This is a genomic window from Afipia sp. GW823-FHT06G09 (genome assembly GCF_058794875.1).
Map to the genome: position 1 here is coordinate 370,591 of NZ_JBXAHF010000002.1, position 20,114 is coordinate 390,704.

The 20,114-nt window shown below is 61.5% G+C and carries 19 protein-coding genes; 10 read left to right on the forward strand and 9 right to left on the reverse strand.

Annotated features, from left to right (window positions below):
• Positions 1 to 9 precede the first annotated feature (9 nt).
• Positions 10 to 594, reverse strand: a complete 585-nt coding sequence (locus AC1Q67_RS09370) for a TetR-like C-terminal domain-containing protein (RefSeq protein WP_492234337.1) — start codon at positions 592 to 594, stop codon at positions 10 to 12.
• 602 nt (positions 595 to 1,196) lie between these two features.
• On the opposite strand from AC1Q67_RS09370, the gene AC1Q67_RS09375 reads away from it, so the two are divergent.
• Both AC1Q67_RS09375 and AC1Q67_RS09380 read left to right on the forward strand, forming a co-directional pair.
• Positions 1,197 to 2,171 (forward strand): AraC-like ligand-binding domain-containing protein, encoded by a 975-nt coding sequence (locus AC1Q67_RS09375; RefSeq protein ID WP_492234336.1) that lies wholly within the window; start codon positions 1,197 to 1,199, stop codon positions 2,169 to 2,171.
• Positions 2,172 to 2,305: 134 nt separating this feature from the next.
• Positions 2,306 to 2,755 carry an EamA family transporter gene (locus AC1Q67_RS09380; RefSeq protein WP_492234335.1) on the forward strand — a complete coding sequence of 150 codons (450 nt, stop codon included), beginning with the start codon at positions 2,306 to 2,308 and terminating at the stop codon, positions 2,753 to 2,755.
• A 1-nt stretch (position 2,756) separates the two neighbouring features.
• On the opposite strand, the gene AC1Q67_RS09385 is transcribed toward AC1Q67_RS09380, so the two are convergent.
• From AC1Q67_RS09385 to AC1Q67_RS09395, 3 genes are all read right to left on the reverse strand, one after another.
• Positions 2,757 to 3,656, reverse strand: a complete 900-nt coding sequence (locus AC1Q67_RS09385) for an EamA family transporter (RefSeq protein WP_492234334.1) — start codon at positions 3,654 to 3,656, stop codon at positions 2,757 to 2,759.
• 94 nt (positions 3,657 to 3,750) lie between these two features.
• Positions 3,751 to 4,500, reverse strand: coding sequence for a bifunctional 2-polyprenyl-6-hydroxyphenol methylase/3-demethylubiquinol 3-O-methyltransferase UbiG (ubiG, locus tag AC1Q67_RS09390; protein ID WP_024575513.1), 750 nt, complete (start codon positions 4,498 to 4,500; stop codon positions 3,751 to 3,753).
• Positions 4,501 to 4,539: 39 nt separating this feature from the next.
• A complete protein-coding gene (locus AC1Q67_RS09395) occupies positions 4,540 to 4,995 on the reverse strand; it encodes a PH domain-containing protein (protein WP_024575514.1) in 456 nt (151 codons plus the stop codon).
• A gap of 149 nt (positions 4,996 to 5,144) precedes the next feature.
• Here AC1Q67_RS09395 and AC1Q67_RS09400 point away from each other — a divergent pair, with 149 nt between their 5' ends.
• The 5 genes from AC1Q67_RS09400 (at position 5,145) to AC1Q67_RS09420 (ending at position 12,155) form a co-directional block, all read left to right on the forward strand.
• The gene (locus AC1Q67_RS09400; RefSeq protein WP_492234333.1) at positions 5,145 to 6,398 is read left to right on the forward strand and encodes an aspartate kinase; all 1,254 of its coding nucleotides are present in this window, start codon (positions 5,145 to 5,147) and stop codon (positions 6,396 to 6,398) included.
• 296 nt (positions 6,399 to 6,694) lie between these two features.
• The gene (gene ptsP / locus AC1Q67_RS09405) at positions 6,695 to 8,962 is read left to right on the forward strand and encodes a phosphoenolpyruvate--protein phosphotransferase (protein ID WP_492234332.1); all 2,268 of its coding nucleotides are present in this window, start codon (positions 6,695 to 6,697) and stop codon (positions 8,960 to 8,962) included.
• Between the two features lie 60 nt (positions 8,963 to 9,022).
• A complete protein-coding gene (gene prfA / locus AC1Q67_RS09410) occupies positions 9,023 to 10,108 on the forward strand; it encodes a peptide chain release factor 1 (protein ID WP_492234331.1) in 1,086 nt (361 codons plus the stop codon).
• Positions 10,105 to 10,992: a peptide chain release factor N(5)-glutamine methyltransferase gene (gene prmC, locus AC1Q67_RS09415; RefSeq protein WP_492234330.1), complete on the forward strand. Its 888-nt coding sequence runs from the start codon at positions 10,105 to 10,107 to the stop codon at positions 10,990 to 10,992. The genes prfA and prmC overlap by 4 nt, the downstream gene beginning before the upstream one ends.
• Positions 10,993 to 11,441: 449 nt before the next feature.
• The gene (locus AC1Q67_RS09420; RefSeq protein WP_492234329.1) at positions 11,442 to 12,155 is read left to right on the forward strand and encodes a DUF4167 domain-containing protein; all 714 of its coding nucleotides are present in this window, start codon (positions 11,442 to 11,444) and stop codon (positions 12,153 to 12,155) included.
• A 57-nt stretch (positions 12,156 to 12,212) separates the two neighbouring features.
• Here the strand turns inward: AC1Q67_RS09420 and AC1Q67_RS09425 are convergent, their stop codons facing one another.
• A complete protein-coding gene (locus AC1Q67_RS09425) occupies positions 12,213 to 12,968 on the reverse strand; it encodes a methyltransferase domain-containing protein (RefSeq protein WP_024575520.1) in 756 nt (251 codons plus the stop codon).
• Between the two features lie 127 nt (positions 12,969 to 13,095).
• Here AC1Q67_RS09425 and gloB point away from each other — a divergent pair, with 127 nt between their 5' ends.
• Both gloB and AC1Q67_RS09435 read left to right on the forward strand, forming a co-directional pair.
• Positions 13,096 to 13,863: a hydroxyacylglutathione hydrolase gene (gene gloB, locus AC1Q67_RS09430; protein WP_492234328.1), complete on the forward strand. Its 768-nt coding sequence runs from the start codon at positions 13,096 to 13,098 to the stop codon at positions 13,861 to 13,863.
• Positions 13,863 to 14,300, forward strand: a complete 438-nt coding sequence (locus AC1Q67_RS09435) for a cupin domain-containing protein (protein ID WP_492234327.1) — start codon at positions 13,863 to 13,865, stop codon at positions 14,298 to 14,300. The genes gloB and AC1Q67_RS09435 overlap by 1 nt, the downstream gene beginning before the upstream one ends.
• Here AC1Q67_RS09435 and yddG read toward each other — a convergent pair.
• From yddG to AC1Q67_RS09450, 3 genes are all read right to left on the reverse strand, one after another.
• Complete coding sequence (gene yddG, locus AC1Q67_RS09440) at positions 14,297 to 15,172, reverse strand: aromatic amino acid exporter YddG (protein ID WP_024575523.1); 876 nt, start codon at positions 15,170 to 15,172, stop codon at positions 14,297 to 14,299. The two genes, AC1Q67_RS09435 and yddG, sit on opposite strands and share 4 nt — an antisense overlap.
• 74 nt (positions 15,173 to 15,246) lie before the next feature.
• Positions 15,247 to 15,972 (reverse strand): acetoacetyl-CoA reductase, encoded by a 726-nt coding sequence (gene phbB / locus AC1Q67_RS09445; protein ID WP_492234326.1) that lies wholly within the window; start codon positions 15,970 to 15,972, stop codon positions 15,247 to 15,249.
• A gap of 138 nt (positions 15,973 to 16,110) precedes the next feature.
• Positions 16,111 to 17,286 (reverse strand): acetyl-CoA C-acetyltransferase, encoded by a 1,176-nt coding sequence (locus AC1Q67_RS09450; protein ID WP_492234325.1) that lies wholly within the window; start codon positions 17,284 to 17,286, stop codon positions 16,111 to 16,113.
• Positions 17,287 to 17,582: 296 nt separating this feature from the next.
• Here AC1Q67_RS09450 and phaR point away from each other — a divergent pair, with 296 nt between their 5' ends.
• Positions 17,583 to 18,182 carry a polyhydroxyalkanoate synthesis repressor PhaR gene (gene phaR, locus AC1Q67_RS09455; protein WP_492234323.1) on the forward strand — a complete coding sequence of 200 codons (600 nt, stop codon included), beginning with the start codon at positions 17,583 to 17,585 and terminating at the stop codon, positions 18,180 to 18,182.
• A gap of 57 nt (positions 18,183 to 18,239) precedes the next feature.
• On the opposite strand, the gene AC1Q67_RS09460 is transcribed toward phaR, so the two are convergent.
• Entirely contained in the window at positions 18,240 to 19,934 is a 1,695-nt protein-coding gene (locus tag AC1Q67_RS09460) for an EAL domain-containing protein (protein ID WP_492235678.1), read from the reverse strand.
• Between the last annotated feature and the right edge of the window lie 180 nt (positions 19,935 to 20,114).

Consider the following 20,114-nt stretch of genomic DNA (forward strand, 5'->3'; position numbering starts at 1 on the left):
GGCACGTTCTCATGAAGCGGCCAGCCCTGCTCCGGCATGGTCGCGCACGGCAGCCTTGGCAGAAGCTCCGACCGAGCACACCCCGGCCACGTACATCTCGACCATCCTTTCGAAGCTCTCGTCATACGAATGGACTTGCGAGAATGAACCCAGGATCTGATGCATGGTAAAGCCGCGCACTAAGCTGCGAAGCATATACCAAGCGCTTTCTGCGTGTTGCCCATGCACTCCACATTCAGCGAGAACAGATTGAATGAAGTCGCAAAGTTCTTTGTCGCCTGCCCGCCACTCGGCACAATCAATTGTGGCCGTTCTGGATGTGGCAGCCCACAAGGCGGGACGGTCCAACGCATACTGTCGCATTTCTCGGGCAACCGACTTCAAGGCGTCAAATGACGTTTGGTCCTTGCATGCTGTCTTCAACCTAACGAGCAGGTCGCGATACCCCTTTATGGCGAAGAATCTCCGCAATTCCGGGATCGGATAACGCTTGTCGCCGCAGAAATCTTTTACCTCTGAGGCGAGATCTCTAGCGAGCAGTTGATCCCAGGATGCTGACAACATTTGATCAACGTTAAAGCTACGTTCGCTCATAAATCCAGACTCGCGTTCAGGAAGAAGGTCGGTTGTCTTCTCAGATACAAAACTTCGATCAGGTTGCCGCGTGTGCTGACTCTCCTACATTGTTTGGAGACCAGCCTTGGAGGGGGCGTGAATAAGAGGTGGAACTGGGTCAGATCGCCCGGAAGAGTCGCCTCAATTTGGGCCCCAAGGTCCCAAACGCTCAAGACCCGGCAGTTTGTGGCCCACAATCCATCGACCGACGTGCATCTCGCGTAAAGTGGCGTGGAGAAAGCTACGCGCTTCGGCTTCGCCAGACTCAAGGACGGAAACCCCAGCGTCTGCCTGGTCCTCGACTCATTAGCGAGGACAATGGCTCGTAGGCGGGGAACGTTTCCCGGCTCTACTGGCAGTTGTTCTGACAGTTGTGTCGCCTGACGGTCGTGCATCGTCGGTCGTTGCATCTGCAGCCCGTATTTTCGTTAATGCCGGCGAAAAAATCCTAGGTTCCCTGAGAGTGAACCTCCAACAACGGAGTTTCGAGTTGCGTTTGTTGCTAGCAAATGGTGTGTGCTTGTATTCGGCTACCATGGATCAATTCGTCGGCTAAGCGACGGTTAAGGAACGGCAACCAGTTGAAAGCGATATTCTCGACCTCTGCGGTTCACCCCCGCGACCGATTTGATTATTGGCACAGCGTCGCCTGCAAAGAGATCATCGGTCATGACTCTGTGCCGGAGAATCGGGCGACGTTTCAGGCTGAGATCAAAGCCGCGAACTTCGGCAATCTGGACCTTGTTGAATTCAACAACTCGCCGATGCAGGTCGCTCACACGTTGGCCCACGTTGGGCGCACCAGTCCAGACACAGTGTTCCTGTGTTACCAGTTGTCGGGTAAAATCTTTATCGTCCAGAACGCGCGCGAGGTTAGCCTGGACGCCGGTTCGCTGACACTTCTTGAGCCGCGCTTGCCTTATGATGCGCGGTTTTCGCAAGATTCGAAAACCCTTGTTATCAAGGCACCGCGTCGCGAGCTACGCGCACGAATCGGTGGTTGCCAGGATTTGATCGGGCGCCGTGTGTCGGCAGAGCGGGCGGACGATGATCTGGCACTTTCTGTTGCTGCAAAGCTGCCATTGCTCGCTGGGACGATTACTTCTTTAATGGAAGAAATGGTCGGAAATCATGTCCTCGACTTAATCGGATTATCTATTTCGAGAACAACTGGGAGCGCTACTGCCCGCGTTTCGAATCCAAAAGCGTTGTTGCTGGGACAGATTCGTGCAGTGGTCGAAGCGAGGCTCACCGATCCCGACCTCGACGGACAGAAGGTCGCCGATATTGTCGGAATAAGCGTCCGATATGCGAACGCAATTCTTGCCGAACAGGATCTCTCGCTTCACCGTCTCATTCTGTCCCGGCGGCTCTCTCATTGCCGGGTTGCTTTCGAGGATCCCAACCAGATGCATCGAACAATAGCCGAAATCGCGCAGGGATGGGGGTTTTCGGACATGACGCACTTTGGCCGCTGCTTTAAAGCAGCGTACGGGGCTTCACCGCGCGAGTATCAGAAATCGGCGGCGCAATCTCGGCAAGATGGCCGGCTCTGACCTAGGCGCGCTTCGAGAGAAAAAAGTGGTGACCTCCATCGGCGGTCCGCTAGGGTAACCCGACGAGGCGCAATGGCTCGGCGCTCATGAGTCTGCGTCCTGGAACAAACCTGGGAGCCACCCGAGAACCTGATATGAGTCCCGATTCGATATCCTGGTCCGGTTCATGGCAGATGTGGGCGCTGCTGTCGGCGACGTTTGCCGCGCTGACCGCGATTTTCGCCAAGATAGGCGTCGAGGATATCAACCCCGACCTCGCAACGTTCATCCGCACCGTTATCGTGCTGGCCAGCTTTGCGGTTATTCTCTTCGCGACCGGACAGTTCAGTGCACCGGGACCGGTCTCAACAAGGACATGGACATTTCTCGTCCTGTCCGGGCTCGCAACCGGCGCATCATGGCTGTGTTACTTCCGTGCGCTGAAACTCGGGCCAGCCACACTTGTCGCGCCCATCGACAAGCTGAGCGTCGTGCTGGTGGCGCTGTTCGCGTTTCTGTTTCTTGGCGAGCGGCCCTCCGCCACCGGCTGGCTTGGCATTGCGCTCATTGCCGCGGGCGCGGTGCTGCTCGCCGTCAAGAAATAGTTCAGCCCGCCACCAGCATCGCAACGCCGATCAGGATCAGCGCGATGCCGGACATCTCCCGCAGCGATATTTTCTGCTTCATCGAGAAGTAGGCGACGGCCTGTGCGAACAGCACCTCGACCAGCGCCAGCGTCCGCACATTCGCCGCAGCCGTGAGTGCGAAAGCGAGAAACCAGAACAATGAAGCGAACGATCCCATGAAGCCTGCGAACATCGACGGCTTCCAGAGCCGGAAGATCGCCGTCATCGTTCCGGGCGAACGCACGATCAGCCAGCCGGACAGCACGATGGTCTGCATCAGCAGTGTCGCCACCAGCGTGACGCTCGCCGCAGTGACGAAGCTCACGCCGGTGACATTGAGAATGGCGCCGCGATAACCGACCGCCGAGAGCGCGAAGAACGCAGCCGCCACAAGGCCAAGTAACGTGGGCTTGAGATCGCCGAACCCCTTCATGCCGCCGGGCCGCAGCGCGGTAATCACCACCCCGATGGTGGCGATCAGAATCGCCGCAATCTTCAGTACCGTGAGATGATCCGACAGGAACACAAAGCCGAAGATCGCCGCCTGAATGGCCTCGGTCTTCAGATATGCCGTCGTCACCACGAACGAGCGTTCGTTCATGGCCATCAGCATCAGGGCAGTGGCAAGAATCTGCGCCATGCCGCCAACCACCAGCCACGCCCAGAAGCCGGTCTCGGGCCATGACAACCGGTCGCCATTGACGGCAAGAATCAGTCCGAGAAAGACCAGCGAAAACGGAAATCCGAACAGGAAGCGGATATGGGTCGCCCCTAACGTCCCGAGCTGGGCCGTCAGCCCGCGCTGCATGGCGTTGCGCACGACCTGTCCCCCCGCCGCCAGCAGGGTGAAAGGGATCCAGAGCCAAACGAACTGGGTCATGGGCAAGGCCGGAGCGGCAGGAGCGCCGCACCCCAGAGGGCATTGTCAGCCGCCCGGGTCAACCGGCACGATCTCATGCCGGTGTTGCACGATCCTAGACCGCCGCTTCCGCGATCACCATGTAGTTCACGTCCATGTCGGACGACAGACTCCAGCGGTCGGCCAGCGGATTGTAGACCACGCCTGCCTGATCGCTGATGGCGAGCTTGTTGCGCTCGAGATGAAGCGTCAGCTCGGCCGGCGTGACGAACTTGTCCCATTGATGGGTGCCGCGCGGCAGCCAGCGCAGGATGTATTCCGCGCCGACGATCGCAAGCGCAAAACTCTTCCAAGTCCGGTTGATGGTCGAGGCCACCATCATGCTGGTCGGCTTGAGCAGCGCCGCACAGCGGTCGAGGAACATCCCGACATTGGCGACATGTTCGACAACCTCCATCGCGAGCACGATGTCGAAGCGCTCGCGCGGGTCCATCTCTTCGATGGTCGTGCAGCGGTAGTCGATGGAGAGGTGACCCCGCTCGGCATGAAGTTTTGCGACGGCGATGTTGGTGTCCGACGGATCGACGCCAATCACCTGGGCGCCAAGCCGGGTCAGCGGTTCGCACAGCAGGCCCGCGCCGCAGCCGATGTCGAGAATGCGCAGGCCCGACAGACAGTTCAGGCTCTTCGGGTTGCGGTCGAATTTGCGGCACGCCGCATCGCGGATATAGGCCAGCCGCAGCGGATTGATCTTGTGCAGCGGAGCCATCTTGCCCTTCGGGTCCCACCACTGTTCGGACAGCTCCGAGAACCGCGCGACTTCGCCGGGATCGACCGTGGACACCGATGGAGAATTTGTACTCATACCGAGCGTTTACCGGGTTATCGACATGCCTGTCGAACGTTAGCGCGCCGTGATGTGATTGCGGAATTCGATCGGCGCGCCGATCATCTTTATCGTCTTCGTGCCCTCCCCGACACCGTTAACCCTGACATCTCCCCACCCAAAAATCCGCCCGAGGATACTCTGGGTCACGTCGACGCTTTCGATTTTATCCAAACTGATCTCAAAAGTCTGACGCTGGATAAATCCCTCCTTGTGAACCACCCGGAGCGATGTCACGTCGGTCTCCGTGATCCAGCGTTGAAACCAAGCCTTGAGCACCAGAAACACGCCTGCAAGCCCCAGCAAGGCGCCCACTGCGGCCAGCGGGAAAATAACGCCCCCGCCCGAGGCCACCAGACAAGCCGCCGCACCGGCGAGGCATAGCAGCCCTGGCGCATAGACGATCCCGTGAATCGTGGTCGAATACAGGATCTTCTCCCCCGGCTGCAGGATATCGTCGATATAACGGCCCATTCCTGTCCCCAATCACGTCCTCAGGACCAAGCGTGTTGCTTGCCCCCGACCTGCTGGGTATGTATAGCCGCCTTTTCGGGGCCATGCCTCCGTTTTGCACGGAACCGGCTCCTTACTGAAATCAGCTAACCGGGACCGCGCCATTTACCATGGGCCGCCTTGTGATGAAATTCGGCGGCACGTCTGTCGCCAACATCGACCGTATTCGTAACGTCGCGCAGCATGTGAAGCGCGAGGTCGACGCCGGTCATGACGTCGCCGTTGTCGTGTCGGCCATGTCCGGCAAGACCAACGAGCTGGTGGCGTGGGCCACCGAGACATCTCCGCTGCACGACGCGCGCGAATACGACGCGATCGTCGCATCAGGCGAACAGGTCACGTCCGGTCTGCTCGCCATCGCGTTGCAGGCGCTGGGGGTCCAGGCGCGCTCGTGGCAGGGCTGGCAGATTCCGATCCACACCAGTGACGCGCATGCCTCCGCGCGCATCACGGGCATCAACGGCACTGAGTTGATCAAGCGCTTCAAGGAGCGCAAGGAAGTCGCGGTCATCGCCGGTTTCCAGGGCATCCACGAAGCAACCGGCCGCATCACCACGCTGGGCCGCGGCGGCTCCGACACCTCTGCCGTTGCGATCGCGGCCGCGATCCATGCCGACCGCTGCGACATCTACACCGATGTCGATGGCGTCTACACCACCGATCCGCGCGTGGTGCCAAAGGCGAAGCGGCTCGACAAGGTCGCATTCGAGGAAATGCTGGAAATGGCGTCGCTCGGCGCCAAGGTGCTTCAGGTCCGCTCCGTGGAACTGGGCATGGTTCACAACGTCCCGGTGTTCGTGCGCTCGAGCTTCGACAAGCCGGAAGATATCGATCCCCACGGCACGCCGCCGGGAACGCTGATTTGCAGCGAGGAGGAAATCATGGAAAGCCAGGTCGTCACCGGTATCGCCTTCTCGAAGGACGAAGCGCAGATTTCCGTGCGCCATATCGAGGACAAGCCGGGCATTGCCGCCGCGATCTTCGGGCCGCTGGCGGATGCCAGCATCAATGTCGACATGATCGTGCAGAACGTGTCCGAGGACGGCAAATATACCGACCTCACCTTCACCGTGCCCGCCTCTGAATACACCCGCGCCAAGGACACCATCGCCAAGGCGAAGGACAAGATCGGCTACAAGGCGATGGACTCGGCCACCGATGTCGCCAAGGTTTCGGTGATCGGGATCGGCATGCGCAGCCATGCCGGCGTCGCCGCGCAGGCTTTCAAGGCGCTGTCCGAGCGCAACATCAACATCCGCGCCATCACCACCTCCGAGATCAAGTTCTCGCTGCTGATCGACGCCGCCTATACCGAACTGGCGGTCCGGACGCTGCACACGCTCTACGGGCTGGATCAGGCCTGAGGCCCGGTCCCGCCGTCACTCCGCCGCGGCATTTGCCGGGGTCATTTTGCTGGACTGCCTCTCATCTTTGGCAGGTATTTTTTGGCAAGTGTTTTGCTTGGCAAAACGCGCCTCAATTCGATATAGCCTCAGGATAAGGCACCCGCGCCCGCGCCTCTGGTTCTGGACCGTCTGCGATGTCCCAAAACCGGCCAAGCGGTTTACGCGAGACCTGAAAAGTCGTTATTTTACTGCTAGTTAACGCTATGGCAGCCGGTTGCGGGCCGTGCTGGAATTGCGGGTAAGGATGTCAACGGATGCGGAGCGCGCTGGGAGGCCCCCGCGTCTTGTTGAGACGGCTCCGCGAAGTGATGGCCGAACAGGTCAGCGCTCAGGAGCGGCTCGACAAGATCGTGGTGCTGATCGCCGCCAATATGGTGGCGGAGGTCTGCTCGACCTACGTGCTGCGCGTCGACAACACCCTTGAGCTTTACGCCACCGAAGGCCTGAACCGCGACGCCGTCCACCAGACGGTGCTGAACGCCCATGAAGGCCTTGTCGGCCTTGTGGCCTCCGAAGCCACGCCGCTGAACCTGTCGAACGCGCAGTCGCATCCGGCGTTCTCGTATCGCCCGGAAACCGGCGAAGAAATCTATCACTCGTTCCTCGGCGTGCCGATCCTGCGCTCGGGCAACACGCTCGGCGTGCTGGTGGTGCAGAACCGCGCGCACCGCACCTACGTCGAAGAGGAAGTCGAGGCACTGCAGACCACCGCCATGGTGGTCGCGGAGATGATCGCCTCGGGCGAGTTGTCGTCGATCGCACGTCCCGGCGCCGAGCCCGCCGCACGTCATTCGTTGCATAAGACCGGCGCGATCCTCTCGGACGGCATCGCGCTCGGCCATGTGGTGCTGCACGAACCGCGCGTCGTCATCACCAACTACATTGCCGAAGACCTGCCCAAGGAACTCAAGCGGCTAGACACGGCGATCCTGAAACTTCGCTCTGATCTCGACCGCATGCTGGAGCGTGGCGATGTCGCCGAAGGCGGCGAGCACCGCGACGTGCTCGAGGCCTACCGCATGTTCGCCAACGACCAGGGCTGGCAGCACAAACTGCATGAAGCCGTGGCCACGGGTCTTACGGCTGAGGCCGCCGTGGAGCGCGTGCAGTCGGATACCCGCGCGCGCATGCTGCGCTCGACCGATCCCTATCTGCGCGATCGTCTGCACGATCTGGAAGACCTCGGCCACCGGCTGATGCGCCAGCTGGTCGGACAGGACCACGCGCCGTCACGCGAGCAATTGCCCGACAACGCCATCCTGATTGCGCGTTCGATGGGCCCGGCAGCCCTGCTCGATTACGATCGCAAGCGGCTGCGCGGCCTTGTGCTCGAAGAAGGCACCGCCAATTCGCACGTGTCAATCGTCGCGCGCGCACTCGGCATTCCCGCCGTCGGCGAGGTGGCGAACGCCGCAGGCATCGCCGATCCCGGCGACGCGATCATCGTGGACGGCACCTCGGGGTCGATCTACATCCGCCCGTCGAACGAAATTCAATCCGCTTACGCCGAACGCGTTCGCTTCCGCGCGCGCCGGCAGGAGCAGTACCGCGAACTCCGCGACAAGCCCTGCGTAACCAAGGACGGCCAGCCAGTCGACCTGATGATCAACGCCGGTCTTGTGATCGACCTGCCTCACATCGACGACACCGGCTCGTCCGGCATCGGACTGTTCCGCACCGAACTGCAGTTCATGGTCGGCCAGAGCCTGCCGCGTACCAGCGAACAGCTCGCGCTGTACCGCACCGTGCTGGACGCGGCCGGCGACAAGCCGGTGACCTTCCGCACCCTCGATATCGGCGGCGACAAGGCCCTGCCGTACATGGACACCATCGTTGAGGAAAATCCGGCGCTCGGCTGGCGCGCGATCCGGCTCGGCCTCGACCGGCCCGGCCTGCTGCGCGGCCAGATTCGCGCGCTGCTGCGTGCGGCCTCGGGGCGTTACCTGCGCGTGATGTTCCCGATGATCTCGCAGGTCGATGAATTCGATCAGGCCAAGCTCGTGATCGAGCGCGAACTGACCTATCTGCGCCAGCACGGACACACGCTGCCCGAGCGCGTCGATGTCGGCACCATGGTCGAGGTCCCGGCACTGCTCTATCAGATGGACGAACTGCTCAAGCGGGTCGACTTCATTTCGGTCGGCTCGAACGACCTGTTCCAGTTTCTGTTCGCGGTCGATCGCGGCAACTCGCGGGTCACGGACCGCTTCGACACGCTGTCGGCGCCGATCCTGCGGGCCCTGCGCGACATCGCGAAGAAGGCCAACGCGGCAGGCAAGTCCGTCTCGCTGTGCGGCGAGATGGCCTCGCAGCCGCTCGGCGCACTGGCGCTGATCGCGCTTGGCTACCGCTCGCTGTCGCTGTCGGCGACGGCGCATGGTCCGGTGAAGGCTCTGATTCTCGATCTCGACGCCAGGAAAGCCGAGGCCATGATCATGCCGCTGCTGGATGCGCCGGCCGGAAGCGTATCGATTCGCAGCAAGCTGATGGAATTCGCCGAAGCCGAAGGGCTTTCGTTGTAGCGACGCTTCCGGACATTGCCGAAGCCCCGCCGCTGAATTCATTTTGATCGATCGAGACCCATGACCACACTGCCCGAAGTTAAACTCGATGCCTTGCTGGCGCGTCATGCTTCACTTGAGGCCGAACTGCTCGGCCAGGTGAACTCGGAAACCTATGTTCGCATCACCCGCGAACTGAGCGAACTGACGCCGGTGGTCGACGCCGTGAAGGCGTATCGTTCGGCAGTGGACGAGATCGCCGGCATTGATGCACTGATCGCCGATCCCGCCACCGAACCGGACATGCGGGCGATGGCGGAGGGCGAACGGCCGCAGCTTGAAGCCTGGCGCGATCAACTCGCGCAGGATATCCGCATCGCGCTGTTGCCCAAGGACGCGATGGACGAGCGCAACGTTATGCTCGAAATCCGCGCCGGCACCGGCGGCGACGAAGCCTCGCTATTCGCCGGCGACCTGTTCCGCATGTATGAGCGCTTTGCTTCATTGCAGGGCTGGAAGGTGGACCTGATTTCCGCCTCCGAGGGCACCATGGGCGGATACAAGGAAATTGTCGCCGAGGTGCAAGGCCGCGGCGCATTCGCCAAGCTGAAATTCGAATCCGGCGTGCACCGCGTGCAGCGCGTACCCGACACAGAAACCCAGGGCCGCATCCATACCTCTGCGGCGACCGTGGCTGTGCTGCCGGAGGCTGAAGATGTCGACGTCGCCATCAAGAATGACGATCTGCGGATCGAGACCATGCGCGCACAGGGCGCCGGCGGTCAGCACGTCAACAAGACAGAGTCCGCGATCCGCATCACACACATTCCGACCGGCATTGTGGTCAACATGCAGGACAGCCGATCGCAGCATAAGAACCGCGCCAGCGCGATGAACATCCTGCGCTCCCGCATCTACGACGCCGAGCGGCAGCGTATCGACGCCGAACGCTCCGCCGAGCGGAAGGGCCAGGTCGGCTCCGGCGACCGCTCCGAACGCATCAGGACCTATAACTTTCCGCAGGGCCGCGTCACCGACCACCGCATCAATCTCACGCTCTACAAGCTGCCGCAGGTGATCGCGGGCGACGCGCTCGGTGAACTGGTCGATGCCCTGACCACGGAACATCAGGCCAAGCTGCTCGCGGAACAGGGCAACACGCTGTGAGCGCGAACGACCCGTTCGCCGGACTGACTATCGAGGCGACGCGGCGTGCCTTGGCCTCACAACTCAAGACAAACGGCGTCGAAACGCCGGACCTCGACGCTCGGATGCTGATCGGCGCGGCGCTTGATCTCGATCACACCGGCCTTGCCATCCAGTCAGCCCGCCTGATCACCGGCGATGAATCAAAAATGATCGCTGGTTTTGCGCAGCGCCGGATCGAGCATGAACCGGTGGCCCGCATTCTCGGCCGCAAGGAATTCTGGGGACTCGATTTCCACCTGTCGGATGCAACGCTGGTCCCGCGCCCCGACACCGAAACCATCGTCGAGGCTGCGCTTGAAACTTTCCGGAGCGACGCCGGGACCAGGGCGCTCCGCATCGCAGACATCGGCACCGGGTCCGGCGCGATTCTGCTCGCGCTGCTCTCCGAATTCCCCTCAGCGACGGGCATTGGCACCGACATCAGCGCGGCAGCTCTCACAACCGCGGAGTTGAATGCACGCCGGTTCGGCCTCGCCGGGCGGGTCTCGTTCGTCCGGTGCGACTATGCGGCTGCGCTGTCCGGCCCATTCGATCTGATCGTCTCGAACCCGCCCTACATCCGCTCCTCGGACATCGCCGCACTCGACCGCGACGTGCGCGATCACGACCCGCATCTGGCGCTGGATGGCGGCACGGATGGTCTCGACGCCTATCGTGCCATCATCCCTCAGGCGGCAGCCCTGCTCGGCGCGGGCGGCGTCCTGATCGTCGAGACCGGACACGATCAAAGCACGCCGGTGAGCGATCTGATGCGTGCCGCGAAATTAACTCTCCCACGGCCGCCTGTGGCCGATCTGGGCGGCATTCATCGGGCCGTCATGGGGCAAAAAGCGGCGATTTAAAGGGTATCCGGGCCAGAAAAAACCTCTTGGAATATTGCCCCGGAGCGACTACGTTCCGGCCACAGCATCGGTTCAGGGCCGTGGCCCCCGCTCAGAGATGACGGGTCGAAGCCAAAAATTCCGCAAGGGATGCCCGCCGGGTGAAAGGTTCCTAAAAGGCAGGTCATGACGAGCGCGAAGGCTGAAAGAGCTGCGCTGCTCGGGACCGCGAAGCGAACGAAAGCCTGATATTGCGCTTGTACACTCAACTGCAAAACATCGCGCCTGTTAGCTCAGGCTGATCCGGCTCAGACGGCTCATTGCCTTCGGGCATTTGGAGAACGCGTCCTTGTTGAACGCGACGTACGAAAACCACGGTCTGACTATTTACGGTATCGCCGCCTGCGCGAATGCATTGCGCCGTGTCCGCACATCAATCACCACGATCCAAAATCGGTAAAAGGCATCAGATGAGAAACGGCCCGAACAACAACAAGCGCATGCGCAGCCGGAACAATAATAATAACAACAATAATAACAACCGGCGCGGACAGAACCCGATGACCCGGGTGTTCGAGTCCAACGGGCCGGATATCAAGATTCGCGGCACCGCCTCTCATGTCGCCGAAAAGTATGTTCAGCTTGCGCGCGATGCGCGTTCCTCCGGCGATCCCGTTGCCGCCGAAAACTACTACCAGCACGCCGAACACTATTTCCGCCTGATCGCCGCGGCGCAGGAACAGTTCCGCCAGAGCCAGCCGCAGCAGCAACCGATGCCGCGTCCGGAAGGCGATGCCCTCGACGACAATGGCGACGACAGCGACAGCTATTCCAACTTCGGCGCCGAGCCCGGCTTCGCGCCGTCGCAACAGCAGCAGCCGCAATTCCAGCCGCGTGAGGCCCAGCCGTATCCGCGTGAGCAGCAGCAGCCCCGCGAGCAGAACTTCCGCGATCGCGACCAGCGTTCACAGCCTCAGCCCGCCGAAGGCGCTCAGGTCGATCGCCTTCCGTCCTTCATCACCGGAGGCGCACAGCCGCAACCGAATGGAAACAACACGGACAGCAACGGCAACCAGAATGGCGAACGCTTCAGCCATCGCCGCCGGCGCCGGCCGCCCGGACCGCGTCCTGAAGGTCAGGGCGCGCAGCCTGCCAGCGAGGATCTCAACTCGGCAGGCGAGTAAGCTGTATTCGATCTGGTGTGACGGCCCGTCTGAGTTCTCTCAGGCGGGCTTTTTCATTCAGCCTGTGGCGGGCCGGTCGTCGCGCCGTGTCGGCGTCGGCAGGAGAACCGGCGGCATCGAGGGAATAAGCCGGGTGCGCTCGCGATGCGCCGGGATCGCGCGATAAACCTGCTTGGATGCTTCCACGATGTGAACGCCGGCGAACGGCGACGACACCGCAGCGCTCATCCGCTCCCACGCCACCGCCGAACGCAACACCCATCCGCCCTGGAATGGCGGCACGAACAGGGCTTCGCCCCAGGCCGTCGGCGTGAACCATGTCTGTCTCAGAAGTTGCGTGATCTGCGAGCGTGAATACGGACGGCCGTGCCCGAATGGCGTGTTGTCGGTCCGCGACCACACCCCGCGCCGGTTGGGAATAATCGCCATCATCCGTCCCGAGGGCGCCAGCACGCGCCAGACTTCGCGCAACAGCCCTTCCGGATCGTCCGATATTTCCAGCGCATGAACCAGCAGAATGCGATCGACCGCAGCGTCCGCCAATGGCAGCGCGAATTCGTCGACCAGCGTTGACAATGTCGGTCGTGCGGTCGGCCATTTGAGGACACCTTGCGCGGCCGGCATGAGTGCGATGCACCGCTCAGCATCCTCTCGAAACAGCCCGAGATACGGCGTCGGGTAACCAAGTCCGGCGACGCGTAGACCATCCGCCTGTGGCCAGTGCCGCTGAATGCCGCGGCTGATCAAACGCCGCGCCACCGCACCGAGGCGCTGCGAATAGAAATTGCGCAGATCGATCACGTCGATTGTCATGGGATCAGTCTATCATGCTGGAATACGGCGCGCAGCGGTCCGCAGACGATCCACGGAACGGCGTTAACGTATTTCACCGCCGGTATGGCCGTGTTAGCGTGGCCCATCCTCGACAAATGGAGCTGTCATGACTGCCGAGATTCGCCTGTTCCCCTGCCTGTCCGACAATTTCGGCTATCTGATTCACGATCCGGTCACCAAGGCGACCGCCTCGATCGACGCACCGGAAGCGGGACCGATCATCAAGGCATTGCAGCGCGAGGGCTGGACGCTGACCGATATTCTCGTCACGCATCATCACATGGACCATGTCGGCGGCATCGCCGAACTCAAGGACAAGTACAACTGCCGCGTGGTGGCGCCGCACGACAAGGCCGCGGCGATTCCCCTTGTCGATGAGCGCGTCAAGGAAGGCGATACCGTCAAGGTCGGCAATCTTACCGCACGCGTGCTCGAAACTCCGGGTCACACCCTCGATCATATCAGCTACGTGTTCGACGCCGATCGTGCGCTGTTCTGCGCCGACACCCTGTTCTCGATCGGCTGCGGCCGCGTCTTCGAGGGAACCTATCCGATGATGTGGGAATCGCTGCTGAAACTGCGCGCGCTGCCGAATGACATGCGCGTCTATTGCGGGCACGAGTACACCGCGTCCAATGTCAAGTTCGCGCTGGGCATCGAGCCGAACAATCCGGCGCTGAAGGCCCGTGCCGAGGAAGTGGCGAAGCTGCGTGCCGCGAACCAGCCGACGGTTCCGACGCTGATCCGCGACGAGAAGGAGGCCAACACGTTCCTGCGCGCCGACGTTCCGTCCGTTGCCGCCGCTGTCGGCCTCGCGGGAAAAAGCCCGGCGGATGTTTTCGGCGAACTGCGCGAACGCAAGAACAAGGCGTGATGCACGACGTGCCCGCATTGACCGCCGATGACATCATCGCGCGCCTCGGCCTGAAGCCGCATCCCGAAGGCGGCTACTATCGCGAGACGTTTCGCGATTCGCGCTCCGTCGATGGCGGGCGGGCCGCGTCCACCGCGATCTACTTCCTGCTGACGCGAGGCCAGACATCGCACTGGCATCGCGTCGATGCGGTGGAGATCTGGCACTACCATGCCGGCGATCCGCTGATACTGCGGATCGCCGATGACGGCGGCGAGCGCGCCATCCTGCTTGGATCGGATCTCAATGCCAGCGAACAACCGCAAGCTGTTGTACCTGCTCATGCATGGCAGGCCGCGGAGAGCACCGGCGACTGGACGCTGGTCGGCTGTACTGTGGCGCCCGGATTTGACTTTGCAAAGTTTGAGCTCGCGCCGCCAGATTGGTCACCGGCTTAAGGGGATCGTTTGACGATCATGTCCTTCGCCGCGATCAATCCCCCGCCCGCGATCAGCGCGGCGGCGATGGCGAGCGTCGCGGTGGGCTTGGCAAACCCGGCAATGATCAGGAATGCGGTCGAGAGCAGCGGCGTGGCGTAGGACGCAGCGCCCAGCACGCGAATATCGCCGCGTTTCATCCCGATGTCCCAGACGAAAAACGCAATCCCCACCGGCCCGATCCCGAGTGCCACGATGGCAAGCCATTGCGCTGTTGTTTCCGGCCAGACCGTCGTCTCAAGAGCGAAATGGCAGGCCGCAGCCAGCACTGCGGTGGCAAGGCAAAACCCGGCAACCGCGTCCGTTGGCACGGCCGCCAGCTTGCGCGACATCACCGAGTAGCCCGCCCACACGAAGGCCGCGACAAAGGCTGCGATGAATCCGGGAATATGCGCGGGATTTGGTGCCGATCCGCCGTTGCCTGCGAACAGCAGGATCGTCCCGGCGAAGCCCAAAACCGCACCAACGATATGATGCGGCGCCAGCCGCTCGCCCGGCAGCAACGACGAGAGCAGCACGATCAGGAGCGGCCAGAGATAATTCAGCAGTCCCGCTTCGGCCGGCGGGGCAAGTCGCAACGCCAGGAAGTACAGCGCGTGATAGCCAAACAATCCGCCGATGCCGACCAGCCACACCAGCAGCGGTTGGCGCAAGGCGCGGATCGCCGATGGCCGCCACAGCCAGGCCAACGGGCCGACGCAGGCACCGATGGCAAACGTCATGGCCAGCAACTGAAACGGCGGAACGCGGCCCGTCGCCACGGTGAGCGCGGCAAGCAGCGACCACATCACAATGGCAGCGAGGCCGACAAGAGTAGCGGTTGATGACGTCATCGCGGATCAATGCCATTCAATCCGCGATAACGCCACATCCAGAAAAGCGATTCCCGCTATTCGGGATCGCTCGCTTATTGCAGGTATTGTCCGCCGTTGATGGTCATTGTTGACCCCGTGACGAAGCCGGCGTCATCGGAGGCAAGGAATACCACGGCACGCGCGATTTCTTCAGGCTCGCCGAGGCGGCTGACGGGAATCTGGGGAATGACATTCTTCTCGAGCACGTCCTTGGGCACGGCCTGCACCATTTCGGTGTTGATGTAGCCGGGGCAGATGGCGTTCACCGTGATGCCCCCCCGCGCATTCTCAAGCGCCAGCGCCTTGGTGAATCCGATATCCCCGGCCTTCGCTGCCGAATAATTGACCTGACCGAACTGGCCCTTCTGGCCGTTGATCGACGAGATGTTGATGATGCGCCCGAACTTGCGGCCGCGCATGCCCTCGATCACCTGCCGCGTCATGTTGAACAGCGAACCGAGATTGGTGTTCATAACCGCATTCCACTGGTCGAGCGTCATCTTGTGGAAGGGCACGTCGCGGGTGATGCCGGCATTGTTGACGAGCACGTCGATCGGCCCGATCTCGGACTCGACTTTCTTCACGCCGTCCGCGCACGCATCGAACGCACCGACGTCCCACTTGTAAACGGGGATTCCCGTCTCGGCCTTGAATTTCGCCGCGGCTTCGTCGTTGCCGGCGTAACTCGCCGCAACCTTGTAACCCGCAGCCTTCAACGCCTTGCTGATCGCCGCGCCGATGCCGCGCGTTCCGCCTGTTACCAATGCCACGCGTGCCATATCAGGTATCCCCTCCGCAGTTCACTGAAGTGTTTTTGGAAAACAAGTATTCAGGCCAATTGCGATAACAGCAAGAAAAAATGCCCGGCAAACTGCCGGGCATTTTGATTTTGTATTGTGCAGTGCGTTCAGAGAATTTTATCGTTCAACACACAATGCAATGCCCATGCCGCCGCCGATGCAAAGCGTCGCAAGGCCCTTCTTGGAATCGCGCTTCTGCATTTCATGCAGCAATGTCACAAGAACGCGCGCGCCGGACGCACCGATCGGATGACCGATGGCAATCGCCCCGCCGTTGACATTGACCTTGGCGGGATCCCAGCCGATTTCCTTGTTCACGGCGGAGGCCTGCGCGGCGAAAGCCTCATTGGCCTCGATCAGATCGAGATCGCTGGCTTTCCAGCCTGCTTTCTTGAGCGCTGCGCGGGACGCCGGGATCGGTCCGGTGCCCATGATGGACGGATCGACACCTGCCTGCGCCCACGAGACGATGCGTGCGAGCGGGGTCTTGCCTTCCTTGGCCGCCTGCTTTGCGGTCATCAGCACCAGCGCCGCGGCACCGTCGTTGATGCCCGACGCGTTACCGGCGGTCACCGAACCGTCTTTCTCAAAGGCTGGCTTCAGCTTGGCCATCGCATCCATCGACGCGCCATGACGCGGACCTTCGTCCGCTTCCACGACGATGTCGCCCTTGCGGGTCTTCACGGTGAACGGGACGATTTCATCCTTGAACTTGCCAGCCTTCTGTGCGGCCTCGGCCTTGTTCTGCGAACCGACGGCAAACTCATCCTGCTGCTGCCGGGTGATCTGGAATTGACGCGCGACGTTTTCGGCGGTGTTACCCATATGGTAGCCGTTGAAGGCATCCCACAGGCCGTCCTTGATCATGGTGTCGACGAAATCGAGAGCACCCATTTTCACGCCTGCGCGCAAATGCTGTGCATGGGGCGACATGCTCATGGATTCCTGGCCGCCGGCGACCACGATCTCGGAATCGCCGTTCATTAGCGCCTGATAGCCCAGCGCCACCGTGCGCAATCCCGAACCGCAGAGCATATTGACGCCCCAGGACGGGCTTTCCACGGGAATGCCGGCCTTCATGGCGGCCTGCCGGGCGGGGTTCTGCCCTTGAGCGGCGGTCAGGATCTGGCCCATGATGACTTCGGAAACGCGCGCTGGCTCAACACCGGCCCGCTCAAGCGCAGCCTTGATAGCGACTGCGCCAAGTTCGTGGGCTGGGATATTGGCGAACGCGCCGTTGAACGTGCCGACCGGGGTGCGGGCAGCGCTGACGATGACGACATCGTCGGACATGGGCATCTCCTGCTTTTTTGAAGTCGAAAGACGTGAGGGCGCGAGGGAAAGCCGCCGCAAGGCTCGGGCTGGCTCTCGCACTATCCTGTTAACCTAGCCGTTTCGTGTCAACCAGCCAAAGGCATTCTGGCGGTTTGCTGGGCGGTTCCGGCTTCCCGCCCTGCCCTGACATTAACCGTCCTGCACAAAACGGTAGCCGTACCTTTCTGAAAGTGCTTAGTTTATTGCGATGCATTGTTTGCACTGCCCTCGGCAACGTTCGCCGGTTCCTCTTTACGCTAGGTACGTGTGACTCCATGGCAAAATCCGACCAGCCAATTACCATTAAAAAGTACGCCAATCGGCGCCTCTACAACACCGGCACCAGCACCTATGTGACGCTCGAAGACCTCGCCGCGATGGTGAAGGAAGGCGAAGACTTCCTCGTCTACGACGCGAAGACCGGTGACGACATTACCCGCTCTGTGCTCGCCCAGATCATCTTCGAACAGGAAAACAAGGCCGGTCAGAACCTCCTGCCGACCACGTTCCTGCGCCAGTTGATCCGCTTCTACGGCGACAGCATGCAGATGGTGGTGCCGAAGTATCTCGAACAATCCATCGACACCTTGACCCGCGAGCAGGAAAAATTCCGCAAGCAGATGACGAACACCTTCAGCAACACGCCGTTCGCGCCGCTTGAGGAGCACGTCCGCCGCAACATGGAAATGTTCGAGCGCACGTTCGCGATGTTCAAGCCGTTCGGGGCGCCGGCGCGGAATCAAACTCCCTCCGCCGAATCTCCGCCGACCGCGAACGAGGCCCCGGAGGCCGACATCGACGATCTCAAGCGTCAGATGAAAGAGATGCAGGATCGTCTCGAGCGGATGTCGAAGGAATCAGAGAACAAGGGCTGACCGAAGCAGCTCTTGCAACCTGACGCGGCGGCAGGTTCTGCCGCCGATACGGTGATGTTAGTTAGCTGCCGCGGCCGGCTTTTCAACCATGGCCCAGGGCTTCGTCAGTGACGCCAATCCCGTCAGCCGCCCCTGAATGTAGTCGCAACCCCAGCCCTGCAACAGGTTGGCGGACTCTTCATCCTGCACCCATTCGGCGACCGTCTTAATACCGAGCCGGTGGGCGAGATCGATCAGGGTCTGCACGAAAGCCCGGTCATCCGATGATCGCGCGATGTTCTGCACGAACGCGCCGTCGATCTTCACGATGTCCACGCCCAGCTTTCGCAGGTTGCGGAACGACGTGTAACCCGCGCCGAAATCGTCGATCGCAATCCGGCTGCCGAAGTTTTTCAGCCGCGTAACAAAGCCGCGAACGTCGTCCAGATCCTGAATCGCAACGGTTTCCGTGATCTCGACGATCAGCCGCTCGGCGACCCCCGGATGCGCCCGCATCAGCGATTCGATGCTGGCCCACCAGTCCGGATCCATGGTCGTATCGGGCGAAATGTTGAGGCTGAGCTGTGCGTGAGGCGCATCCGCGAGTTCCGCAACAACGAGTTCGAGCACCCGGTGATCGACAAGCCGTATCAGGCCGAGTTTCTCGGCGACCGGGACAATGTCCGGCGACAGCGAATACTCGCCGTCCTCCTGACGCATCCGCACCAGACACTCGTGAAACGCCGGCTGCCGCGAAACCGTGGCCACAACCGGCTCGTAAGCCATCACGATCCGGCGTTCGTTCAACGCCGTGACGATTTCATCGGTGACCCGGATATTGACCCGGCGCTGGGCGTCACGTTCGACATTCGGACGCCAGACCATCAGCGAACCCCGGCGCCGCGCCTTGGCGAGATCGAGCGCCTCCTGGGTCCGGCTCATCGCCTCTTCGACAGTGCTGGCGTGCCGGAGTGCGTTGATTGCTCCTATCGAGGCGGTCAGCGCTACCGGGCCGGAGCGCGTCGGCACGATTTCATTCCGAATTCCTGCTAGGAATCGCTCGGCGGCGACATGCATGTCGTCGACGGAACAGTTCTTCAGGATCAGGCCGAACTTGTTGCCGGAAAACCGGCCGAGCACATCGCCGCCGCGCAGCCGCGTACGAATGCGTTTCGCGACCTCGACGATAACTTCGTCTGCAACCTCATAGCCGAAAGCATCGTTGATCTGTGCAAGGTGATCGATGCCGACCAGCATGAATGCGAAGGATGAGCGGAAACGGCCGGCTTCTTCGATCGCCTCGGCCAGTGCGGCAATCAGACGTGTGCGATTGAATTCGCCGGTCAGCGGATCGTCCTGCGAAAGCTTCAGAAGCTGCTCGTCCCGGGCGTGGCGCTCGTTGTTGATGCGAATGATTCCCAGCGCACGGGATGGCCTTCCATCCGCGCCGGCAAACCAGCGGCCGCATTCATCGACCCAGAGCACCGGCGACGACGTGCTGGCGCGCACGCCGTATTCGATCTGGTACGGCACACCCTCGCCGCTGTCCGTGGCAGTGGAGTTCAGCACCGCGTCGTTGCGGATGGCGCGCAGCGGCTCGATCAGCTTCGCAAACTCGCTGGCCCTCGACAATGACAGTAGCGGAATATCGGCAAGCACAGCCGCGACGTTGTCGCTCCAGTGCAGGGTGTCGCCCGCGATTTCCCAGGAAAAACTGGCCTGCCCAAGGGTGGCGAGCAATTCGTTCCCGGCAGCGGGAAGAACCCTGTGCAAAAAGGGTGTCTCGCCGGGTGCAATCGCAGGTCCGGTATCCAGCGAAGCTTGGAACGTCGTAGCTTTCAAAGGTGCCTCGTTCCGAGACGGCGGGGTGATTCGACAACCAGAGTAAATCGTCCGGCGCCCATCAGCCTAGGCCAACTTCCTGAACAATCCGACAAACCGCTTGATTATCAA